Below are 14,148 nucleotides of genomic sequence, written 5' to 3'. Positions count from 1 at the left end.
CTTAAGCCCGCTTCAGCACAGCCGAATAGAAGCCATCTCCTCCGCTGGCTTGATCCGGCCAGAGCTGGCTCTCCTGCTCCAGGCAGAGCGATGGATGTCGCTTCAACAACGCCTGGATCTGTTTCTGATTTTCATCGGGATGAATGGTGCAGGTGGCGTACACCAACACGCCTTGGGGAGCCAACAACGGCACAAGCCCGTCCAGGAGAGCTTGTTGTTGGGGCAAAAGACCACGAATGGATTGTGGCGTCACCCGCCAACGGGCATCGGGGTGACGGGCCAAGGTTCCCAGCCCTGAGCAGGGGGCATCGATCAGGATCCGCTGGAAGGATTCACGCCATTGGGGGCGCTGCTCCAAAAGATTGGCAGCATCCGCAGCCAGGGCATTGATGGAGGCGAGGCCAAGCCGGGCGGCATTGGCTGCAACGCGCTTCAGCCGTCCGGCTGAACGGTCCACAGCCCAGATCTCCGCCTGATCTCCCACCAACTCCGCCACATGGGTGGCTTTGCCCCCCGGAGCCGCACAGGCATCCAAGATGCGATCTCCCGGCTGGGGATCGAGCAGAGGTGCAATCGATTGCGCCGAACAATCCTGCACACACCAATGGCCCTCGGCATAACCAGGCCAGTGGCGCAGATCGCCGCTGTGGTCTGAGATGCGCAGGCCGTCGGGACAACCAACGATGGGCTCGCTGTTGATGCCAGCGGCAGCCAGATCCTTCTGCACCTGCGAAGGGCTCGATCGCAACCGGTTCACCCGCAAATCCAGGTCCGGCACACGGTTGCAGGCGCTGGCCACCGCCGCGGCCCCCTCCGCCCCGCGCCACTCGATCAACAACTGGGTGAACCAATCCGGCAGGGAATGGGCCTGGGCGAGCTGAGCCGGCAAATCGTTGGGCAATGGCAGGGTTTCGCCGGCCTCACGCGTCCGCAGCGCCGCCCGAAGAACCCCGTTCACCACAGGGGCCAGCCGGGCCAATCCCTTGCTGGTTTTGGCCAATTCCACAGCGGTGTTCACCGCTGCTGAATCTGGAATCCGCTCCATCAACAGCAGTTGATAGAGCCCCACATGCAACAGCCAGCGCAGCTTGGGCGGTTGCTTCTCGGCCGGCACCTTGCCCAACCGATCCAACCAGGCATCGAGGGTGCGCCGTTGGCGGATCGCGCCATAGGCCAGCTCGGTCACCAATCCCCGATCAGAAGGCTTGAGGTCCCGCTCCCGCAGCACCCGCTCCAGCGCCACATCGGCATAGGCCCCAGCCGCAACCGCCTGCAACACATCCCAGGCGAGACGGCGCGGCAGCAGTCCAATCGGAGCCGAATCAGACAAGAGCGACACGCATCAGTCCCCAGCATGGGCGTCCGGGAGCCAGAGGAACTGACGCAGCGGCAAGCGTCCTTCCTCATCCACCGGAATGCCCTCAGCCAGCAGAAGATCCCGCTGGATCCAGTCACTGCCCTCACGGCTGAGGCTCATCGAAATCCGGCCCTGAGCGTTCACCACGCGGTGCCAGGGAACGCTGGACGGGAGCTTGAGCCGCCGCAAGGCCCAACCCACCTGACGCGCACAACCAAAGGCACCGATCAAATCAGCGATCTGGCCGTAGGTCGCCAACCGGCCGTAGGGAATACGGGCCACCTGGCTCCAGACACGCTGATCAAACGTGCCGCCGGAGACGTACGGTTCAACGGAGGGATCCTTGGGCGGGATCTGGATGGCCACGGAAGCGCTGACTTCTTGATTGTCGTTCCAGACCCCAAAGCATGGAAGGACCCCACCTGTTGCTCTCTCCCGACTGACCGCCCATGCCCCTGCTGCCGCGACGGTTTGAGCGGCTGAAATCCGTGCTCAACCACCGCATGGCGGATCTCACGGTGCTGCTCGAACACGTGGAGAAACCGCACAACCTCTCCGCCATCCTGCGCAGCTGTGATGCCGTTGGCGCGCTGGAGGCCCACGCGGTGAGTTTTGACGGGCGACCACGCACGTTCAACAGCACGGCCCAGGGCAGCCAGAAATGGGTGCCTCTGCACGACCATCCCGACACCGAAACAGCCATCCGCCATCTCAAAGCGAAAGGGTTCCGGCTCTACGGAACCCATCTCGGGGTGGATGCCAAGGACTACCGGGAGTGCGACTTCACCGGCCCCACCGCCTTCGTGCTCGGGGCCGAGAAATGGGGGCTGACCGATCAGGCCCGGGACCTGATGGATGAAGCGCTGTTCATCCCGATGCGCGGCATGGTTCAGTCCCTGAACGTTTCGGTCGCCACCGCAACCCTGCTGTTTGAGGCGCTGCGCCAACGCCAGGTGGCCGGACTCGCTCCAACCCAGGGCGAAGGTCTGAAGCCAGAGCAGTACCAACAGTTGCTGTTTGAGTGGTCCTACCCCGAGGTAGCCCGCTGGTGCCGGGAGCAGGAACAGCCCTACCCCGCCTTGAGTGAGGAAGGAGAGCTGATGGAGGAGTTGCCGCGAACTGTGAAGCTGCGCTGCTGATCCAAGGGAAGACTTGTATCTCTGTGAACCCTGGGCCATAACCAAAGCAGCGGATTGTCAGCAATGGACAACAAACAGCTGCACCAGTACGCGGTCACCTACCACTGCGGCAACGAATGGGGCGAAGAAATGCTCCAGTCAGACGATCTCAGCCATGCCGTGGAAGCGGCCCACGCCATCTTCCCCAGCTCCTGCCGGATTTCGATCCGTGAGGTGAAGGCACCGAAACCAGCCTGAGATCAGCGCGGTCGCCGCGGCACTCCAGGCAACTGAACCGCGGCGATCAACACCGCCGTTTCCAGTAGCAGATTTCGGCTGACCAGCACCACTACCAACATCAAGGTGGTGGCCAGGATCCGCTCGAGCAAGGCGATCACGTCATCGGTGCTGTCGCAGCTTTTTTTCCAGAGCAGCGCGGCCATGCTCAGCAACAGCAAGCTGATCCACCAGGCCATCACACCCGTGCCGATGGGATCAGTCTGACGCGGGTCGGGCTTCTGCGCCGCTCACCCAGGCCTCAATGCCTTCCCCAAGGAAGGACAGCCCCAGCACCAGCACAAACATCGCCAAGCCAGGGAACAGCGCGGTCCACCACACCCCTGTGGGCACTGCGGCAAGAGCCAGGTTGAGATCACCACCCCATTCAGGCACGGTCTCCGGCAGACCCAGGCCGAGAAATCCCAATCCGCCCAGCACCAGCACTGCATCGGCGGCATTGAGGGTGAGCAGCACCGGCACGGAGGTGATCACGTTGCGGAACAGATAGCGCCGCAGGATCCAGAGCGGGCCCGCCCCGAGGCTCTGGGCCGCCTCCACAAACAGCTCGCTCTTCACCTGGGCGGTTTGATTGCGCACCACGCGGAAATACTGCGGCACGTACACCACACAAAGGGCGGCGGCGGCATTGGGAATGCCCTTGCCCAGCAGAAAGGCCAATACCACCGAAAGCAACAACACCGGCAGCGTGTAGAGCGTGTCCATCAGCAGCACCATCAGGCGATCGACGGCGCCGCCGAAATAACCACTCACCATGCCCAGGGGCACACCCACCAGCAGGGCCACACCCACCGCCAGCAACACCACCTGAAGCGCCACTCCACTGCCGGCCATGGTGCGCACACACACATCCCGGCCGAGCCGGTCGGTGCCGCACCAATGGGTCCAGCTGGGAGCGGAATAGATCGGGTTCTCCAGGCCGGCATTGGCGTCCGGAAGGACGCCAGCACTAACCAACAACGGCGTGATCAAGGCCACCAGCAGATAGATCCCCACAATCACCAGGCCCCAGCGGGCCATGCGGGTGGAGAGGCTGCGGGTCACAGGCAGGTTGGCCTCAGGCAGATGCATTGTCTCCCGAACCGCGGAAGAATGAAGCCATGGCGTCTCGCTACCGCTAGCGACAACAGCTGCTTGGCAGCCTGCAAGGGCAGCTGCAGCTGGCCACCTATCTGGTGGTCTTCCTCGGCTTCAACGGGGCCTCATCGGTGGGGCAGTTGATCGGTCAGCGCCAACTGCTGGCCAACGACCAGCAGTTGGCTCGCCAAAGCATCGCGCTCTGCGACAAAGCCATCCGTGGCCTGCAAGACGACATCAGTTAAATCTGCAGATAGGAATGGAGGGAGGGGATCAGCTCCCCCCTCCATCGTTGAGTTTGAGCACCGCCATGAAGGCCTCCTGGGGCACATCCACCTTGCCCATGGCCTTCATCCGTTTCTTGCCCTTGGCCTGCTTCTTCAGCAGTTTCTTCTTGCGTGAGATATCGCCGCCGTAGCACTTAGCGAGCACATCTTTACGGATGGCACTGATGCTGGTGGAAGCAATGATCCGGCTACCGATGGAGGCCTGAATCGGAATCTTGAACTGCTGGCGAGGAATCAGCTCCTTGAGTTTTTCCACCAACGCTTTACCCACGTTGTAGGCCTTGTCTTGGTGAACGATCGTGGTGAGGGCATCGGCCCGCTCGCCGTTGATCAACACGTCCAGGCGCACCAACTGGTTCTTGCGATACCCAATCAGGCTGTATTCCATCGAGGCATAGCCCTGGGTGCGCGTCTTCATCTGATCGAAGAAGTCGGTCACCACCTCCGCCAGCGGCAATTCATAGATCAACGTCACCCGATCAGTGGTGATGTATTTCATATCGATGTAATCCCCGCGCCGTTCCTGGCAGAGGCCCATCAAGGCGCCGTTGTAGTCGTTCGGCGCGTAGATCTCCATGCGCACATAGGGCTCTTCGATCGACTCGCGCTTCTGTGGATCCGGAAGTGTGGCGGGGTTGTCCACCATCACCTCTGAGCCATCGATCATGTTCACCTTGTAAATCACCGATGGAGCGGTGACGATCAGATCGAGGTCGTACTCGCGCTCGAGCCGCTCCTGCACGATCTCCATGTGCAGCAGGCCAAGGAAGCCACAGCGGAAGCCAAAGCCCATGGCGCTGCTGGTTTCCGGCTCATACTTCAACGCGGCATCGGAAAGCTGCAGCTTGTCGAGGGCATCGCGCAGATCCGGATACTGGTCAGCCTCGGTGGGGAACAGGCCGCAGAACACCATCGGCTTGGCCTCGGTGTAACCGGGCAAAGGCTCATCCGCGGGTGCATTCACCAGGGTGATGGTGTCACCCACACGGGCATCAGCCACGGCCTTGATCGATGCCGCTAGGTAGCCCACCTCGCCGGCGTGGAGCTCATCCACCTTCTTCTGATCCGGCGCCATGATCCCGATTTCATCGAGCTCATAGGTCTTCTTGCTGGCCATCAACAGCACCTTGTCTTTGCAGTTGATCCGGCCGCTCATCACCCGGAAGTAAACGATCACGCCCCGGTAAGGGTCGTAATAGGAGTCGAAAATCAGGGCCTTGGTGGGTTCCTCTACCGCATCCTTCGGCGGGGGCACGCGGTCCACCACGGCCTGCAGGATCTCGGGCACACCCATGCCGGTCTTGGCCGAACAGGGAATGGCATTGCTGCAATCAAGGCCGATGATCGCCTCCACTTCCTCTTTGATCCGATCCGGATCCGCACCGGGCAGGTCGATCTTGTTGAGCACTGGAATGATCTCGAGATCGTTGTCCAGCGCCAGATACACGTTGGCCAGGGTCTGGGCTTCCACGCCCTGGCTGGCATCCACCACCAGCAGCGCCCCCTCACAGGCCTGAAGGCTGCGGCTCACCTCATAGGAGAAATCGACGTGGCCAGGAGTATCGATCAGGTTGAGGACGTACTCCTCCCCATCAGCCGCCGTGTAGTTCATCCGGGCGGCCTGGAGCTTGATGGTGATCCCCCGCTCCCGCTCCAGGTCCATGTTGTCCAGGAACTGGTCCTGCATGTCCCGGTTGGCCACGGTGCCCGTGTCCTGCAGCAAACGGTCGGCCAGGGTCGACTTGCCGTGGTCGATGTGGGCAATGATGCAGAAGTTGCGGATCCGTGAGACGGGGGCGTCGGTCATGCAGCGGCGGAATCCCGTCTCGGGTCCAGAAAGCGTCGTTGCCACAATCCTAAGGAGCGGCACCAGTGGTCATGAGCAATCCCTGGACCCTGCTGCTGCTGGCGATCAGCGCTGAGGTGATCGGCACCTCCTGCCTGCGCTTGTCGGAGGGCATGACCCGACCGCTGCCCACTCTGCTGGTGTTCAGCGCCTACGCCCTTGCGATGGCTCTGCTCTCCAAGGTGGTGCTGAGCATTCCGTTAGGAATCACCTATGCCCTCTGGAGCGGCATCGGCACTGTTGTGATCGTGCTGGTGGGCCGGTTTGCCTACAGCCAGATGCTGCAGCCCACCCAGTTGATCGGCATCGCTCTGATCACCGCCGGAGTGGTGTTGGTGAACCTGGGGGAATGACGCTCAGGCGGCGAGCCCCAGCAGGGCATCGCTGCGTTCCCGCATCCGGTTCAGCACCTGCGGATCCTGCTGCGGGTCTTCATGGATGCTCGGCAACAGCGCCTGCAACCGCTGCTGCCAGGCGTCGCTGTCGAGCCGTTGCTTGAAGCAGCGCTGCAACACCTCCAACATGATCGTCACCGCTGTGCTCGCTCCCGGGGAGGCCCCCAGCAGCGCCGCCAGGGAGCCATCTCCGGAAGCCACCACCTCGGTTCCCAGCTGCAGCCGTCCGCCCTGCTTGCTGCGTTTGATGATCTGCACCCGCTGGCCCGCCACCGAGAGGGTCCAGTCGTCGGCGCGGGCGGTAGGCATGAACTGCTGCAGCGCTTCATGCCGCTCGGCTGGGCTCTGGCGCAGCTGATTGATCAGGTACTGCACCAATTCGAAATTGGTGGCCCCCACCTGCAGCATCGGCAGCAAATTGGTGGCCCTCACAGAAGCAGGGAGGTCCAACAGGGAACCCTGCTTGAGGAACTTGCTGCTGAAACCGGCAAAGGGGCCGAACAGCAGCGAGCGTTTGCCATCGATCCAGCGGGTGTCGAGGTGTGGCACCGACATCGGAGGGGCTCCCACAGCCGCCTTGCCATACACCTTGGCCCGCTGACGATCCGCCAGTTGGGCATCACCGCAGACCAACCAGAGGCCGCTCACCGGGAAGCCCGCGAAATCAGCGGCCTCCGGAATCCCGGAGCGTTGCAGCAGCGGCAGGGCCCCACCCCCGGCACCAAGGAAGACAAAGGGTGCACGCACTTCTTTTTTGCCGGAGGGCCCTTTAAGCACCACGCGCCAGTCGGCCTCAGTCATGTCGCTGTGGCGCAGGCGTTTGAGGTCTTGAACCTGGGTGCCGTACTCCACGCAGAGCGCTCCGCTCTGCTGCAACGGCATCAGATAGGCCCGGGTGAGGGTGCCGAAATCCACATCCGTGCCCCGATCAATCCGGGTGGCCGCCACCGGCTGCTTGAGATCGCGGCCCGCCATCACCAAAGGCATCCATTCGGTGAGCTCGGCCTGGTCTTCGCTCCAGCGCATCCGCGCAAAGGCCGGTAGGTCTTTCAGTTGGCCAAAGCGCTGACGCAGAAAGGCGATGTTCTCCGGCGTCCACACGGCGCTGATGTGTGCCGCCTGGTGGAGGAAGCTGCTGGTGTCCAGATCGCCCCGCTCCTGCAGCGAGCTCCAGAACTCCAGGCTGCGTTCAAACGAGGCATTGATGGCCACCGCTTTGGCCGTCGCGACGGTGCCATCCGCCTGGATCGGGGTGTAGTTCAGCTCACAGTTGGCGGCATGGCCGGTGCCGGCATTGTTCACCGCTGCGCTGCTCTCCAAAGCAGGCGCTTCAAGGCGCTCCACCAGAAGAATTCGCAGCTGCGGGTCGAGTTCGTGCAGCAGTGCCGCGAGCGTGGCACTCATGATTCCGGCGCCCACCAGCACGGCGTCGTAACGGGCCTCTGCGTTGAACGAACCGTCGTGCTGCACCGGAGCTGGAGGGTTAACCGCTCTCGTCACCCTATGGGGCCACTCCGTAACCTTGAGCCTTGATGTCTGGTTCATCCCGATGAGCACTGAAACCATGGCCCTCACGCTTGAGAACGTGGAGAAGGTGCTGGATGAGCTGCGCCCCTTCCTGATGGCCGACGGCGGCAACGTTGAAGTGGTGGAACTGGACGGACCAATCGTGAAGGTGCGTCTGCAGGGAGCCTGCGGCAGCTGCCCCAGCAGCACGATGACCTTGAAGATGGGCATCGAACGCAAGATGCGCGAGTCGATCCCCGAAGTGAGTGAAGTGGTGCAGGTGCTCTGAAGCGCCTCTTCGTCTACGGATCACTCAAAAGCAACGGCAGCGCCCATCACTTGCTGAAGGGCGCCAAACGAGACAGCGACGGCATCGTTGACGGCTTCATCGAGATCCAGCACCGGGGCTACCCGATGCTGCAGCAAGGCAATGGGGCCATTTCAGGAGAGGTGTATTGGGTGCCCGAGCCCTGCTGGCCCGCACTGGATGATTGGGAGGACGTGCCTGATGTGTATCACCGCAGCAGCGTGACCCTCAGGGATGGCCGCAGCGTGTGGCTCTATGAAGCAGCCCCAAAAAATTAATTAATCCAGAAAATTAAAATCAATAAAGCGAAATTTTTCGCACTGCACATTTACAGAAAATAAAAAATTCATGCCTTAGACCATTGGCATGCCTAGCGAGGCAAGCCAATGCAGGCAGCGCCCAAGCCAATCAATGAAGCAGCCAGGCTGAGGTCCCTCAGTGAATATCGGATTCTGGGAACAAAGCCTGAGAAAGCCTTTGACAACATCACTCGGATGGCATCAGAGATCTGCCAGTCACCGATTGCCCTGATCTCTCTGGTGGATGAAAAGCGTCAATGGTTCAAATCGAAGGTGGGCCTTGAAGCCAGCGAAACCGACAGGGACATTTCCTTTTGCGCCCACACGATTCTCGATTCCAAGCCTCTGGTGGTGGAGGACGCGCTGTTTCACGAGAAATTCCGCGACAACCCCCTCGTTCAGGAAGAACCCCACATCCGGCTTTATGCGGGCTTCCCCCTGAAAACAGACATCAACCACCGCATTGGAACGCTTTGCGTGATTGATCGCATTCCCAAATCGCTCACCAATTCGCAATACAAGGTGATGGAAGGCCTGGCGGAACAGGCCACCACTCTGTTGGAACTCAGACGCCGATCCCTGGCTCTGATGGATGAGTTCTGCCAAATGCATCACGCTCAAGGCTTAATCAGCACCTGCAGCTACTGCAAGTCGATCCGCGACAGCGAGGGGTTCTGGCAGCCGATCGAACGATTCCTGATGCAGCACAGCACGCTGAATTTCAGCCATGGCATCTGCCCCGAATGCATGAACGAGCACTTTCCCGACGTGCAAAGCAGTCGAGCGGAGACGTCGAACAATCAGCGGTGAGGCAATTGGAACTGGGCACTTGATTCAGCGCCATCACAGACTTGACATCGCCGGAAAATAAAAGGTAGTTCCAGTAATGCGTCATGCGAATTGCAGATTTTCTGTATCGCAAGCTCGGGCTGAATATCTTCAAGGCCGCACCACACCTGAGGACACAAACACCTGAGGTTCCAGCCCCCGCCGAGGATGAGCCGGAACTTCTGGAGCAACCAACCCCAATCAATGCATCAAGCACCGATGTGATTCACATCGGGCCACGGGGTGGTCGCTACAAGGTGGATGCCAATGGCCGCAAGGTCTACCTCAAAGCCAGTTGATGTCGTCCAAACCGACAGATTGGACGACAAGCTGAGTTGAAATACTGATCAATTTGGTTCGGTAGCAAACACAACCACCATCGGTTGAACCCCTACGACAAGGTTGAATCAAATGGGGAGCGCGAGATGAATGCTGGTCCTGCTTGCCCCATCCGGTTTGGCAGCACGCACAATCAAAACGAATCCCTTGCGGATCAATGTCTGACGGCCGCAGAAATCGAATGGCGACGTTGGTCGGGCTGGCAGATGGAACGAACAGCGGCAAAACAGTTCAGAAAAAAGTGGGTCTGAGTCGTTGACCAAGAAGCGAAGACCCTGAAAAACAACGCAGCCTTGCCAACGTGGTGGAACCGATCCTTTGGCTCACGCCATTGCCGTGACCATGCGCGACCTCTGCCCTGCCCTGGAGAACAAGACCTACTTCAACTAGGACGCACTACTCATTGCACAAGCTCAGATCGCATGCAGCGCAATGGTTTTCAAAGAGGAGACAAGAAAGCTTTAGTCACACCTTTAGTCACGGAATTGGTCGACACAGTCAGCCGACAACACCCTGAGCCATGACACAAAAAAGTAACAAACAATACATAATTCGAGAGGGAACGTAACCGCACGAACACGTTCACTGGGTTACAAAGAGGCTGCTATTGGCTCTTCTGTCATGTTCGAAAAGCTTGTTGTCATTCAGCTTGGCGCTCTTCTCTTCGCCAACACTCATGATCACGGCACGGAATGGGTGAAGTGGGGAGGCATCGTGGTTTCTATTGCGACTGTTGTTGTGGGGGTAGCCACTGGAGGCTGATCAACAATTGATCGACCAATCCTGAACAAGAGCGCTAGGCCGTCTCTTCCACCTAGGAGGGGCGGCCCTCCTTTATGGCCCTTGTGCAGCAGGCAGCTGGCACTGCAATCGAAGCTGGGTTGGCTTGGAAGAATGCTGGTACAGCGACTGAGCCACTACCCAGTCCTGCGAAATTTCAAAAACAGGAGGGGCATGGGGAGCTTTCAGGTCCATGCCAGTACGTAGACGGGCCTCAGAAATTTCTGCTGGAGTTTGGACGGGGTGGCGAGACGATTGAGGCGTCTTCAACTTGGTAAACGCTGATCTCATGACTCACATCTGCACGAGGATCTGAACCGCTGGCGTCATTGCCACAACGGTTGGGACAAATGTCACTCCGGAAGAGCTTTGACTCGTTCGCACCGCAGCACAAGCTGTGGGATGCAGAAGAGGCATATGAGCAGAACGTGAGTGACCTGAAGAGGGAGATGGATTTCCTATTCCGGAAGGTTGAGCATTACCGGCACTGCCTCTATGCAAGCAAGTCATTGGAGGAGTATCTGGAATATTCCGCAGCTTCTGCTGATAGGCGTTGCCCCAAGCCTGCTTGGGTCTGATTTGAACGCTGGCGCCGTATCAAATGACGTCACCCGGGCCTGATAACGCCGTTAGCTTCATCGGCATGAAACCTCCTATCTCCTACATCGCTGGCAGCGTGATCGTCGCGATCATGTTCTTGGCTGTTTTTGTTGGAGGCGCCAACGCTGTTGACTGCACTCGTGGCCAGTCAGCTGAGCTATTCGCTGCGAAAGGCCACCACTGAGCCTGATCCTGCCAAGGGTCAGAATTGCTACCGCTGACATCCTTACCTCCGGCCTTAATGAGCCAATGAGAAGGCGACACTGGATTCCCTCAGCTCTGCTTGTTGTCGCGGGTGGCCTAGGAGCTCGGGCTTACTACAGCCATGCAGAGGCGTTCCTCTCACCAAAGTCGGCTAGAGATGATGCTGCTTCTTCTGCTCTAACCGACAAGCAGGGGAAAGCCCACTTTGATTTCAAAAGTGCAGGGATCATCTCTGACTTCAAGAGGTGCGACTGGACTCGTGTCCAACTCAACAAGGCTGAACCGGGAATAGGAGACAAACATTTCAAATGCGAAGAGCTCAAGGCTTATGTGGAGCCTGCTGAAAGGTTGGAAGCCGCTTCCCGTCAGCGCTTGGTTCAAAACTGTGAGCAGGCAATCAAAGCTGCTCTCTGGGATCCAGGGAGCTATGTCTTCGTAGATCACCTGTACTTCGCCAACGACATCAACGGTGTCGATGTTCGTTTGACCTACTTGGAAAACAACGGTTATGGCGGTCTTGATCAGTGGCAAACAACCTGCAGCTACCAACTGTGATCCAACGTCGATCAAGTTGGGCATTACGCACTCCAACTGATCTGGCGACCCACTTCCTTCCCCGCTGCGTAGTACAGAAGTAAATGGGCTGGGCGCCAGAAGCGAGATCAAGGCACAATCAGAGGTATGAAGAGACTTCTGCTGCTTCTGCCACTGCTGTTGCTAGCTGCTTGTAAACCCGCGGAACCGACAGCCGCTCAGGTGGCAGAGAAGCTTCAAGGGCAAATCAACGAGCTTCTCGAAGAAGTGGACGAGAGCCTCGAGGAGGTCGCAGACCTTGACCTCGATGGGCTGTGCGCCAACAGCGGAAGGATCACTGCAGGGATGGACTTGCTTGTTCCTCGATACCGAGCATTTGCAGTCTTGATGGAGGAACTAGGAGATATGCAGCAAGCCTTACTCGCAGGGGGAGCAGCCAATCAGTTTGCAGTGGATGTCCAAAAAATCAGACGCGACTGCGCCACCAGGGTCGCAGCCCCTTCAACTCAACCTGAGTCTTCAGTAAGTCAAGCGACGGATAAACCGGTCTCAGAGGTAGAGGACATGGCCTCTGAGACAAGTACTGAGGAGAACCCTCCAGAACAGTCTTCAGCTTCTGACCCAACCTCGCGCCGTACATCAGGTCAATCTCAATTTTGACGTCAACCCGCCTCAGGAACGCAGAATTCAGGCTCTCGGAACAATGTGGGTAACGAGGTCAGCGTTAACCCAGTTAATGAAGCCTGTTTAGCTGGTTTCCCAAGTCACGATGACCGCCATGGCGGCGAAGAAAAGGAACGTCAACCAGTTACCGCCAGCAGCGGTTACAAACATTGCCGCAATGAGCACCGCACTCATTGCGACCTTCAAGCGGTCGTCCATACAAAGCTGATTCCTTATCTCAGTTTCGCGTGTGGCATTGGGCCAGTAGGCGTTAGAAGGACATACGACGACTTTCTGTAGCCATCGCGACCTGCTTATCGGAGCTTCACGGAAGAAATTCTTGATCCCAAAATTCTCCGAAAAATGGTGTGCAGCACCACTGGAGACTCCCTATCAATGGTTCCTGCGACATCTCCTCTTACGGCTGAGTGAGCCATCGCAGCAGCACGGGAGAGCGACCCGTGGCTGGCAGATAATCCAGCCCCCATCCCACGGCAACTGTGGATGGGGCTGGCTTTCTGCGCTCAACCCCGTCTTCCAATAACGGGAAAGATTCAGTGCATTGCACTTGATTGCACAACTGCTCGCCAGCGTTAGGGAACGGACCGCATCGCTCGGGGCGAACATCTTTCTCCTCGCGGTTCCGTAGTCCCGCATCTTTAATTCGGCAACGGCTGTTGGAAGTCAGCCCCGCCGATAGAGGGGACTGACTTCACGCAATTAATCAGACATCACTAGGGTCTTGTCCCGCAGAGCTGCGGATTCTCTGGACTGCATCATCAGGAGAAAAAGACGGATGAGGCAGGGGGTGAGAACCCTGCCTTTTTATTGCGAGGGCTCATCCCACCTCAGGAACCCAGCCCATCTGCTTTTGCTACGACGGAGCCCAGAGCTTGTACTTCTCCTTCGTGGGCTCGCCTCACGGGCGTAGCCCTCTACGCGAGTGAATTCGTGGTGCCCCTTATGACCAGCTTGCTCGTGCTTTTCGCAAACCATCCACATCTCATCCACCTGGGAGGGGCGGCCTCCCTCCTTGTCCTCTTTGCTGCGATGCAGGACGAAATCACATAACCGCGACCGGTGCCAGCTCTGGTGCAGATGGAGCCGGGGGGATGCAGACCCCTCGGGCTTTACCTTCGTGCCCTGAATCGCTACCTTCCACTGAGACTATAAAGCCATGTTGTTGCGATGAAAATTTTTCTAACTTTATTTGCCGTATTTGGGATTTCAACATTCACACCCACATCAGCTCAATCAGAACAAAAAACAAGTGAAAACGATACTTTCAATTCGTTTTGGTCTGGGGCTTCGCAAGCCGGTGCAGGAGTGATTTGTCACGCATATAAGAAAGGAATGATTGAGGTAGATCAAGCTCTAGATTTGATATTTAATGAATATCTTGTCGCATACAATTTCGAGATGGATTCATGGGATCCAGGAATTGACTGGAAAGGTCAAAGCTTGGGCAGCTCTTTTGTGGCTTCTTTTCGCAAGGAGCTTGATAGGGCTGGATGCGAATCTCTGAATGCTCCTAACTATCTTTTTGCTACTGATGGGGACAGCAATGCAGTCACTAAATCTATTCAAAAATCAGCTGAAAGACGTGCTGGAGGCTTCTAAGGGGTCCTTTGGATAGAAATGCTTGCGGGTCACCCGAAGTCGTGTTGTTTGCCTAGGCAGGACCGTTTGAAATTTGTTTGGTCGGGATTAG

At 58.3% G+C, this 14,148-nt stretch carries 18 protein-coding genes; 11 read left to right on the top strand and 7 right to left on the bottom strand.

What is annotated here, in order from left to right; genetic code table 11:
* Position 1 precedes the first annotated feature (1 nt).
* Together DXY04_RS06085 and DXY04_RS06080 are read right to left on the bottom strand one after the other, a co-directional pair.
* The gene (locus tag DXY04_RS06085) at positions 2 to 1,339 is read right to left on the bottom strand and encodes a 16S rRNA (cytosine(967)-C(5))-methyltransferase (protein WP_170951354.1); all 1,338 of its coding nucleotides are present in this window, start codon (positions 1,337 to 1,339) and stop codon (positions 2 to 4) included.
* Between the two features lie 3 nt (positions 1,340 to 1,342).
* The gene (locus DXY04_RS06080; RefSeq protein ID WP_244278597.1) at positions 1,343 to 1,723 is read right to left on the bottom strand and encodes an MGMT family protein; all 381 of its coding nucleotides are present in this window, start codon (positions 1,721 to 1,723) and stop codon (positions 1,343 to 1,345) included.
* Positions 1,724 to 1,806: 83 nt separating this feature from the next.
* Here DXY04_RS06080 and trmH point away from each other — a divergent pair, with 83 nt between their 5' ends.
* Positions 1,807 to 2,496 carry a tRNA (guanosine(18)-2'-O)-methyltransferase TrmH gene (trmH, locus tag DXY04_RS06075; RefSeq protein WP_115161402.1) on the top strand — a complete coding sequence of 230 codons (690 nt, stop codon included), beginning with the start codon at positions 1,807 to 1,809 and terminating at the stop codon, positions 2,494 to 2,496.
* Between the two features lie 63 nt (positions 2,497 to 2,559).
* Complete coding sequence (locus DXY04_RS12085; RefSeq protein ID WP_170950570.1) at positions 2,560 to 2,733, top strand: hypothetical protein; 174 nt, start codon at positions 2,560 to 2,562, stop codon at positions 2,731 to 2,733.
* A 2-nt stretch (positions 2,734 to 2,735) separates the two neighbouring features.
* On the opposite strand, the gene DXY04_RS06070 is transcribed toward DXY04_RS12085, so the two are convergent.
* Entirely contained in the window at positions 2,736 to 2,951 is a 216-nt protein-coding gene (locus DXY04_RS06070; protein WP_114988483.1) for a hypothetical protein, read from the bottom strand.
* A gap of 19 nt (positions 2,952 to 2,970) precedes the next feature.
* Entirely contained in the window at positions 2,971 to 3,843 is an 873-nt protein-coding gene (locus DXY04_RS06065; RefSeq protein ID WP_170950569.1) for an ABC transporter permease, read from the bottom strand.
* A gap of 104 nt (positions 3,844 to 3,947) precedes the next feature.
* Here DXY04_RS06065 and DXY04_RS12080 point away from each other — a divergent pair, with 104 nt between their 5' ends.
* Positions 3,948 to 4,094 (top strand): hypothetical protein, encoded by a 147-nt coding sequence (locus tag DXY04_RS12080; RefSeq protein ID WP_170951353.1) that lies wholly within the window; start codon positions 3,948 to 3,950, stop codon positions 4,092 to 4,094.
* A 28-nt stretch (positions 4,095 to 4,122) separates the two neighbouring features.
* Here the strand turns inward: DXY04_RS12080 and lepA are convergent, their stop codons facing one another.
* Positions 4,123 to 5,943: a translation elongation factor 4 gene (gene lepA, locus DXY04_RS06060; RefSeq protein WP_114988486.1), complete on the bottom strand. Its 1,821-nt coding sequence runs from the start codon at positions 5,941 to 5,943 to the stop codon at positions 4,123 to 4,125.
* A 71-nt stretch (positions 5,944 to 6,014) separates the two neighbouring features.
* Between lepA and DXY04_RS06055 the strand changes: the two genes are divergently transcribed.
* Positions 6,015 to 6,335, top strand: a complete 321-nt coding sequence (locus DXY04_RS06055) for a multidrug efflux SMR transporter (RefSeq protein ID WP_170951352.1) — start codon at positions 6,015 to 6,017, stop codon at positions 6,333 to 6,335.
* 3 nt (positions 6,336 to 6,338) lie between these two features.
* Here the strand turns inward: DXY04_RS06055 and DXY04_RS06050 are convergent, their stop codons facing one another.
* Complete coding sequence (locus DXY04_RS06050) at positions 6,339 to 7,847, bottom strand: malate:quinone oxidoreductase (protein ID WP_115161400.1); 1,509 nt, start codon at positions 7,845 to 7,847, stop codon at positions 6,339 to 6,341.
* 79 nt (positions 7,848 to 7,926) lie between these two features.
* Here DXY04_RS06050 and DXY04_RS06045 point away from each other — a divergent pair, with 79 nt between their 5' ends.
* The 6 genes from DXY04_RS06045 to DXY04_RS06010 all read left to right on the top strand — a co-directional run bounded on the left by DXY04_RS06045 (position 7,927) and on the right by DXY04_RS06010 (position 11,795).
* On the top strand, positions 7,927 to 8,172 hold the full coding sequence (locus DXY04_RS06045; protein WP_011128549.1) for a NifU family protein: 246 nt from the start codon (positions 7,927 to 7,929) through the stop codon (positions 8,170 to 8,172).
* A complete protein-coding gene (locus tag DXY04_RS06040; protein ID WP_115161399.1) occupies positions 8,169 to 8,468 on the top strand; it encodes a gamma-glutamylcyclotransferase in 300 nt (99 codons plus the stop codon). The genes DXY04_RS06045 and DXY04_RS06040 overlap by 4 nt, the downstream gene beginning before the upstream one ends.
* A gap of 108 nt (positions 8,469 to 8,576) precedes the next feature.
* Positions 8,577 to 9,299 carry a GAF domain-containing protein gene (locus DXY04_RS06035; RefSeq protein WP_115161398.1) on the top strand — a complete coding sequence of 241 codons (723 nt, stop codon included), beginning with the start codon at positions 8,577 to 8,579 and terminating at the stop codon, positions 9,297 to 9,299.
* 83 nt (positions 9,300 to 9,382) lie between these two features.
* Positions 9,383 to 9,616 carry a hypothetical protein gene (locus DXY04_RS06030; protein ID WP_115161397.1) on the top strand — a complete coding sequence of 78 codons (234 nt, stop codon included), beginning with the start codon at positions 9,383 to 9,385 and terminating at the stop codon, positions 9,614 to 9,616.
* An 84-nt stretch (positions 9,617 to 9,700) separates the two neighbouring features.
* Positions 9,701 to 9,907: a hypothetical protein gene (locus DXY04_RS06025; RefSeq protein ID WP_115161396.1), complete on the top strand. Its 207-nt coding sequence runs from the start codon at positions 9,701 to 9,703 to the stop codon at positions 9,905 to 9,907.
* Positions 9,908 to 11,285: 1,378 nt separating this feature from the next.
* Positions 11,286 to 11,795, top strand: a complete 510-nt coding sequence (locus tag DXY04_RS06010; RefSeq protein WP_115161393.1) for a hypothetical protein — start codon at positions 11,286 to 11,288, stop codon at positions 11,793 to 11,795.
* A gap of 726 nt (positions 11,796 to 12,521) precedes the next feature.
* On the opposite strand, the gene DXY04_RS12535 is transcribed toward DXY04_RS06010, so the two are convergent.
* Positions 12,522 to 12,656: a hypothetical protein gene (locus DXY04_RS12535; protein WP_256377343.1), complete on the bottom strand. Its 135-nt coding sequence runs from the start codon at positions 12,654 to 12,656 to the stop codon at positions 12,522 to 12,524.
* 969 nt (positions 12,657 to 13,625) lie between these two features.
* On the opposite strand from DXY04_RS12535, the gene DXY04_RS11800 reads away from it, so the two are divergent.
* On the top strand, positions 13,626 to 14,057 hold the full coding sequence (locus DXY04_RS11800) for a hypothetical protein (RefSeq protein ID WP_136975375.1): 432 nt from the start codon (positions 13,626 to 13,628) through the stop codon (positions 14,055 to 14,057).
* Positions 14,058 to 14,148 lie beyond the last annotated feature (91 nt).

This window comes from Synechococcus sp. UW86 (genome assembly GCF_900474085.1).
Classification (GTDB): Bacteria; Cyanobacteriota; Cyanobacteriia; order PCC-6307; family Cyanobiaceae; genus Parasynechococcus.
Note: the sequence above shows the minus strand (reverse complement) of the source record. Positions and strands in the feature narration are given on the sequence as shown.

Coding starts and splice junctions, on each gene's coding strand:
- trmH (WP_115161402.1), top strand. CDS start 1,807: ATGCCCCTGCTGCCGCGACGGTTTGAGCGGCTGAAATCCGTGCTCAAC.
- DXY04_RS11800 (WP_136975375.1), top strand. CDS start 13,626: ATGAAAATTTTTCTAACTTTATTTGCCGTATTTGGGATTTCAACATTC.
- DXY04_RS06045 (WP_011128549.1), top strand. CDS start 7,927: ATGAGCACTGAAACCATGGCCCTCACGCTTGAGAACGTGGAGAAGGTG.
- DXY04_RS06010 (WP_115161393.1), top strand. CDS start 11,286: ATGAGAAGGCGACACTGGATTCCCTCAGCTCTGCTTGTTGTCGCGGGT.
- DXY04_RS06035 (WP_115161398.1), top strand. CDS start 8,577: ATGCAGGCAGCGCCCAAGCCAATCAATGAAGCAGCCAGGCTGAGGTCC.
- DXY04_RS06070 (WP_114988483.1), bottom strand. CDS start 2,951: ATGGCCTGGTGGATCAGCTTGCTGTTGCTGAGCATGGCCGCGCTGCTC.
- DXY04_RS12535 (WP_256377343.1), bottom strand. CDS start 12,656: ATGGACGACCGCTTGAAGGTCGCAATGAGTGCGGTGCTCATTGCGGCA.
- DXY04_RS06055 (WP_170951352.1), top strand. CDS start 6,015: ATGAGCAATCCCTGGACCCTGCTGCTGCTGGCGATCAGCGCTGAGGTG.
- DXY04_RS12085 (WP_170950570.1), top strand. CDS start 2,560: ATGGACAACAAACAGCTGCACCAGTACGCGGTCACCTACCACTGCGGC.
- lepA (WP_114988486.1), bottom strand. CDS start 5,943: ATGACCGACGCCCCCGTCTCACGGATCCGCAACTTCTGCATCATTGCC.
- DXY04_RS06065 (WP_170950569.1), bottom strand. CDS start 3,843: ATGCATCTGCCTGAGGCCAACCTGCCTGTGACCCGCAGCCTCTCCACC.
- DXY04_RS06030 (WP_115161397.1), top strand. CDS start 9,383: ATGCGAATTGCAGATTTTCTGTATCGCAAGCTCGGGCTGAATATCTTC.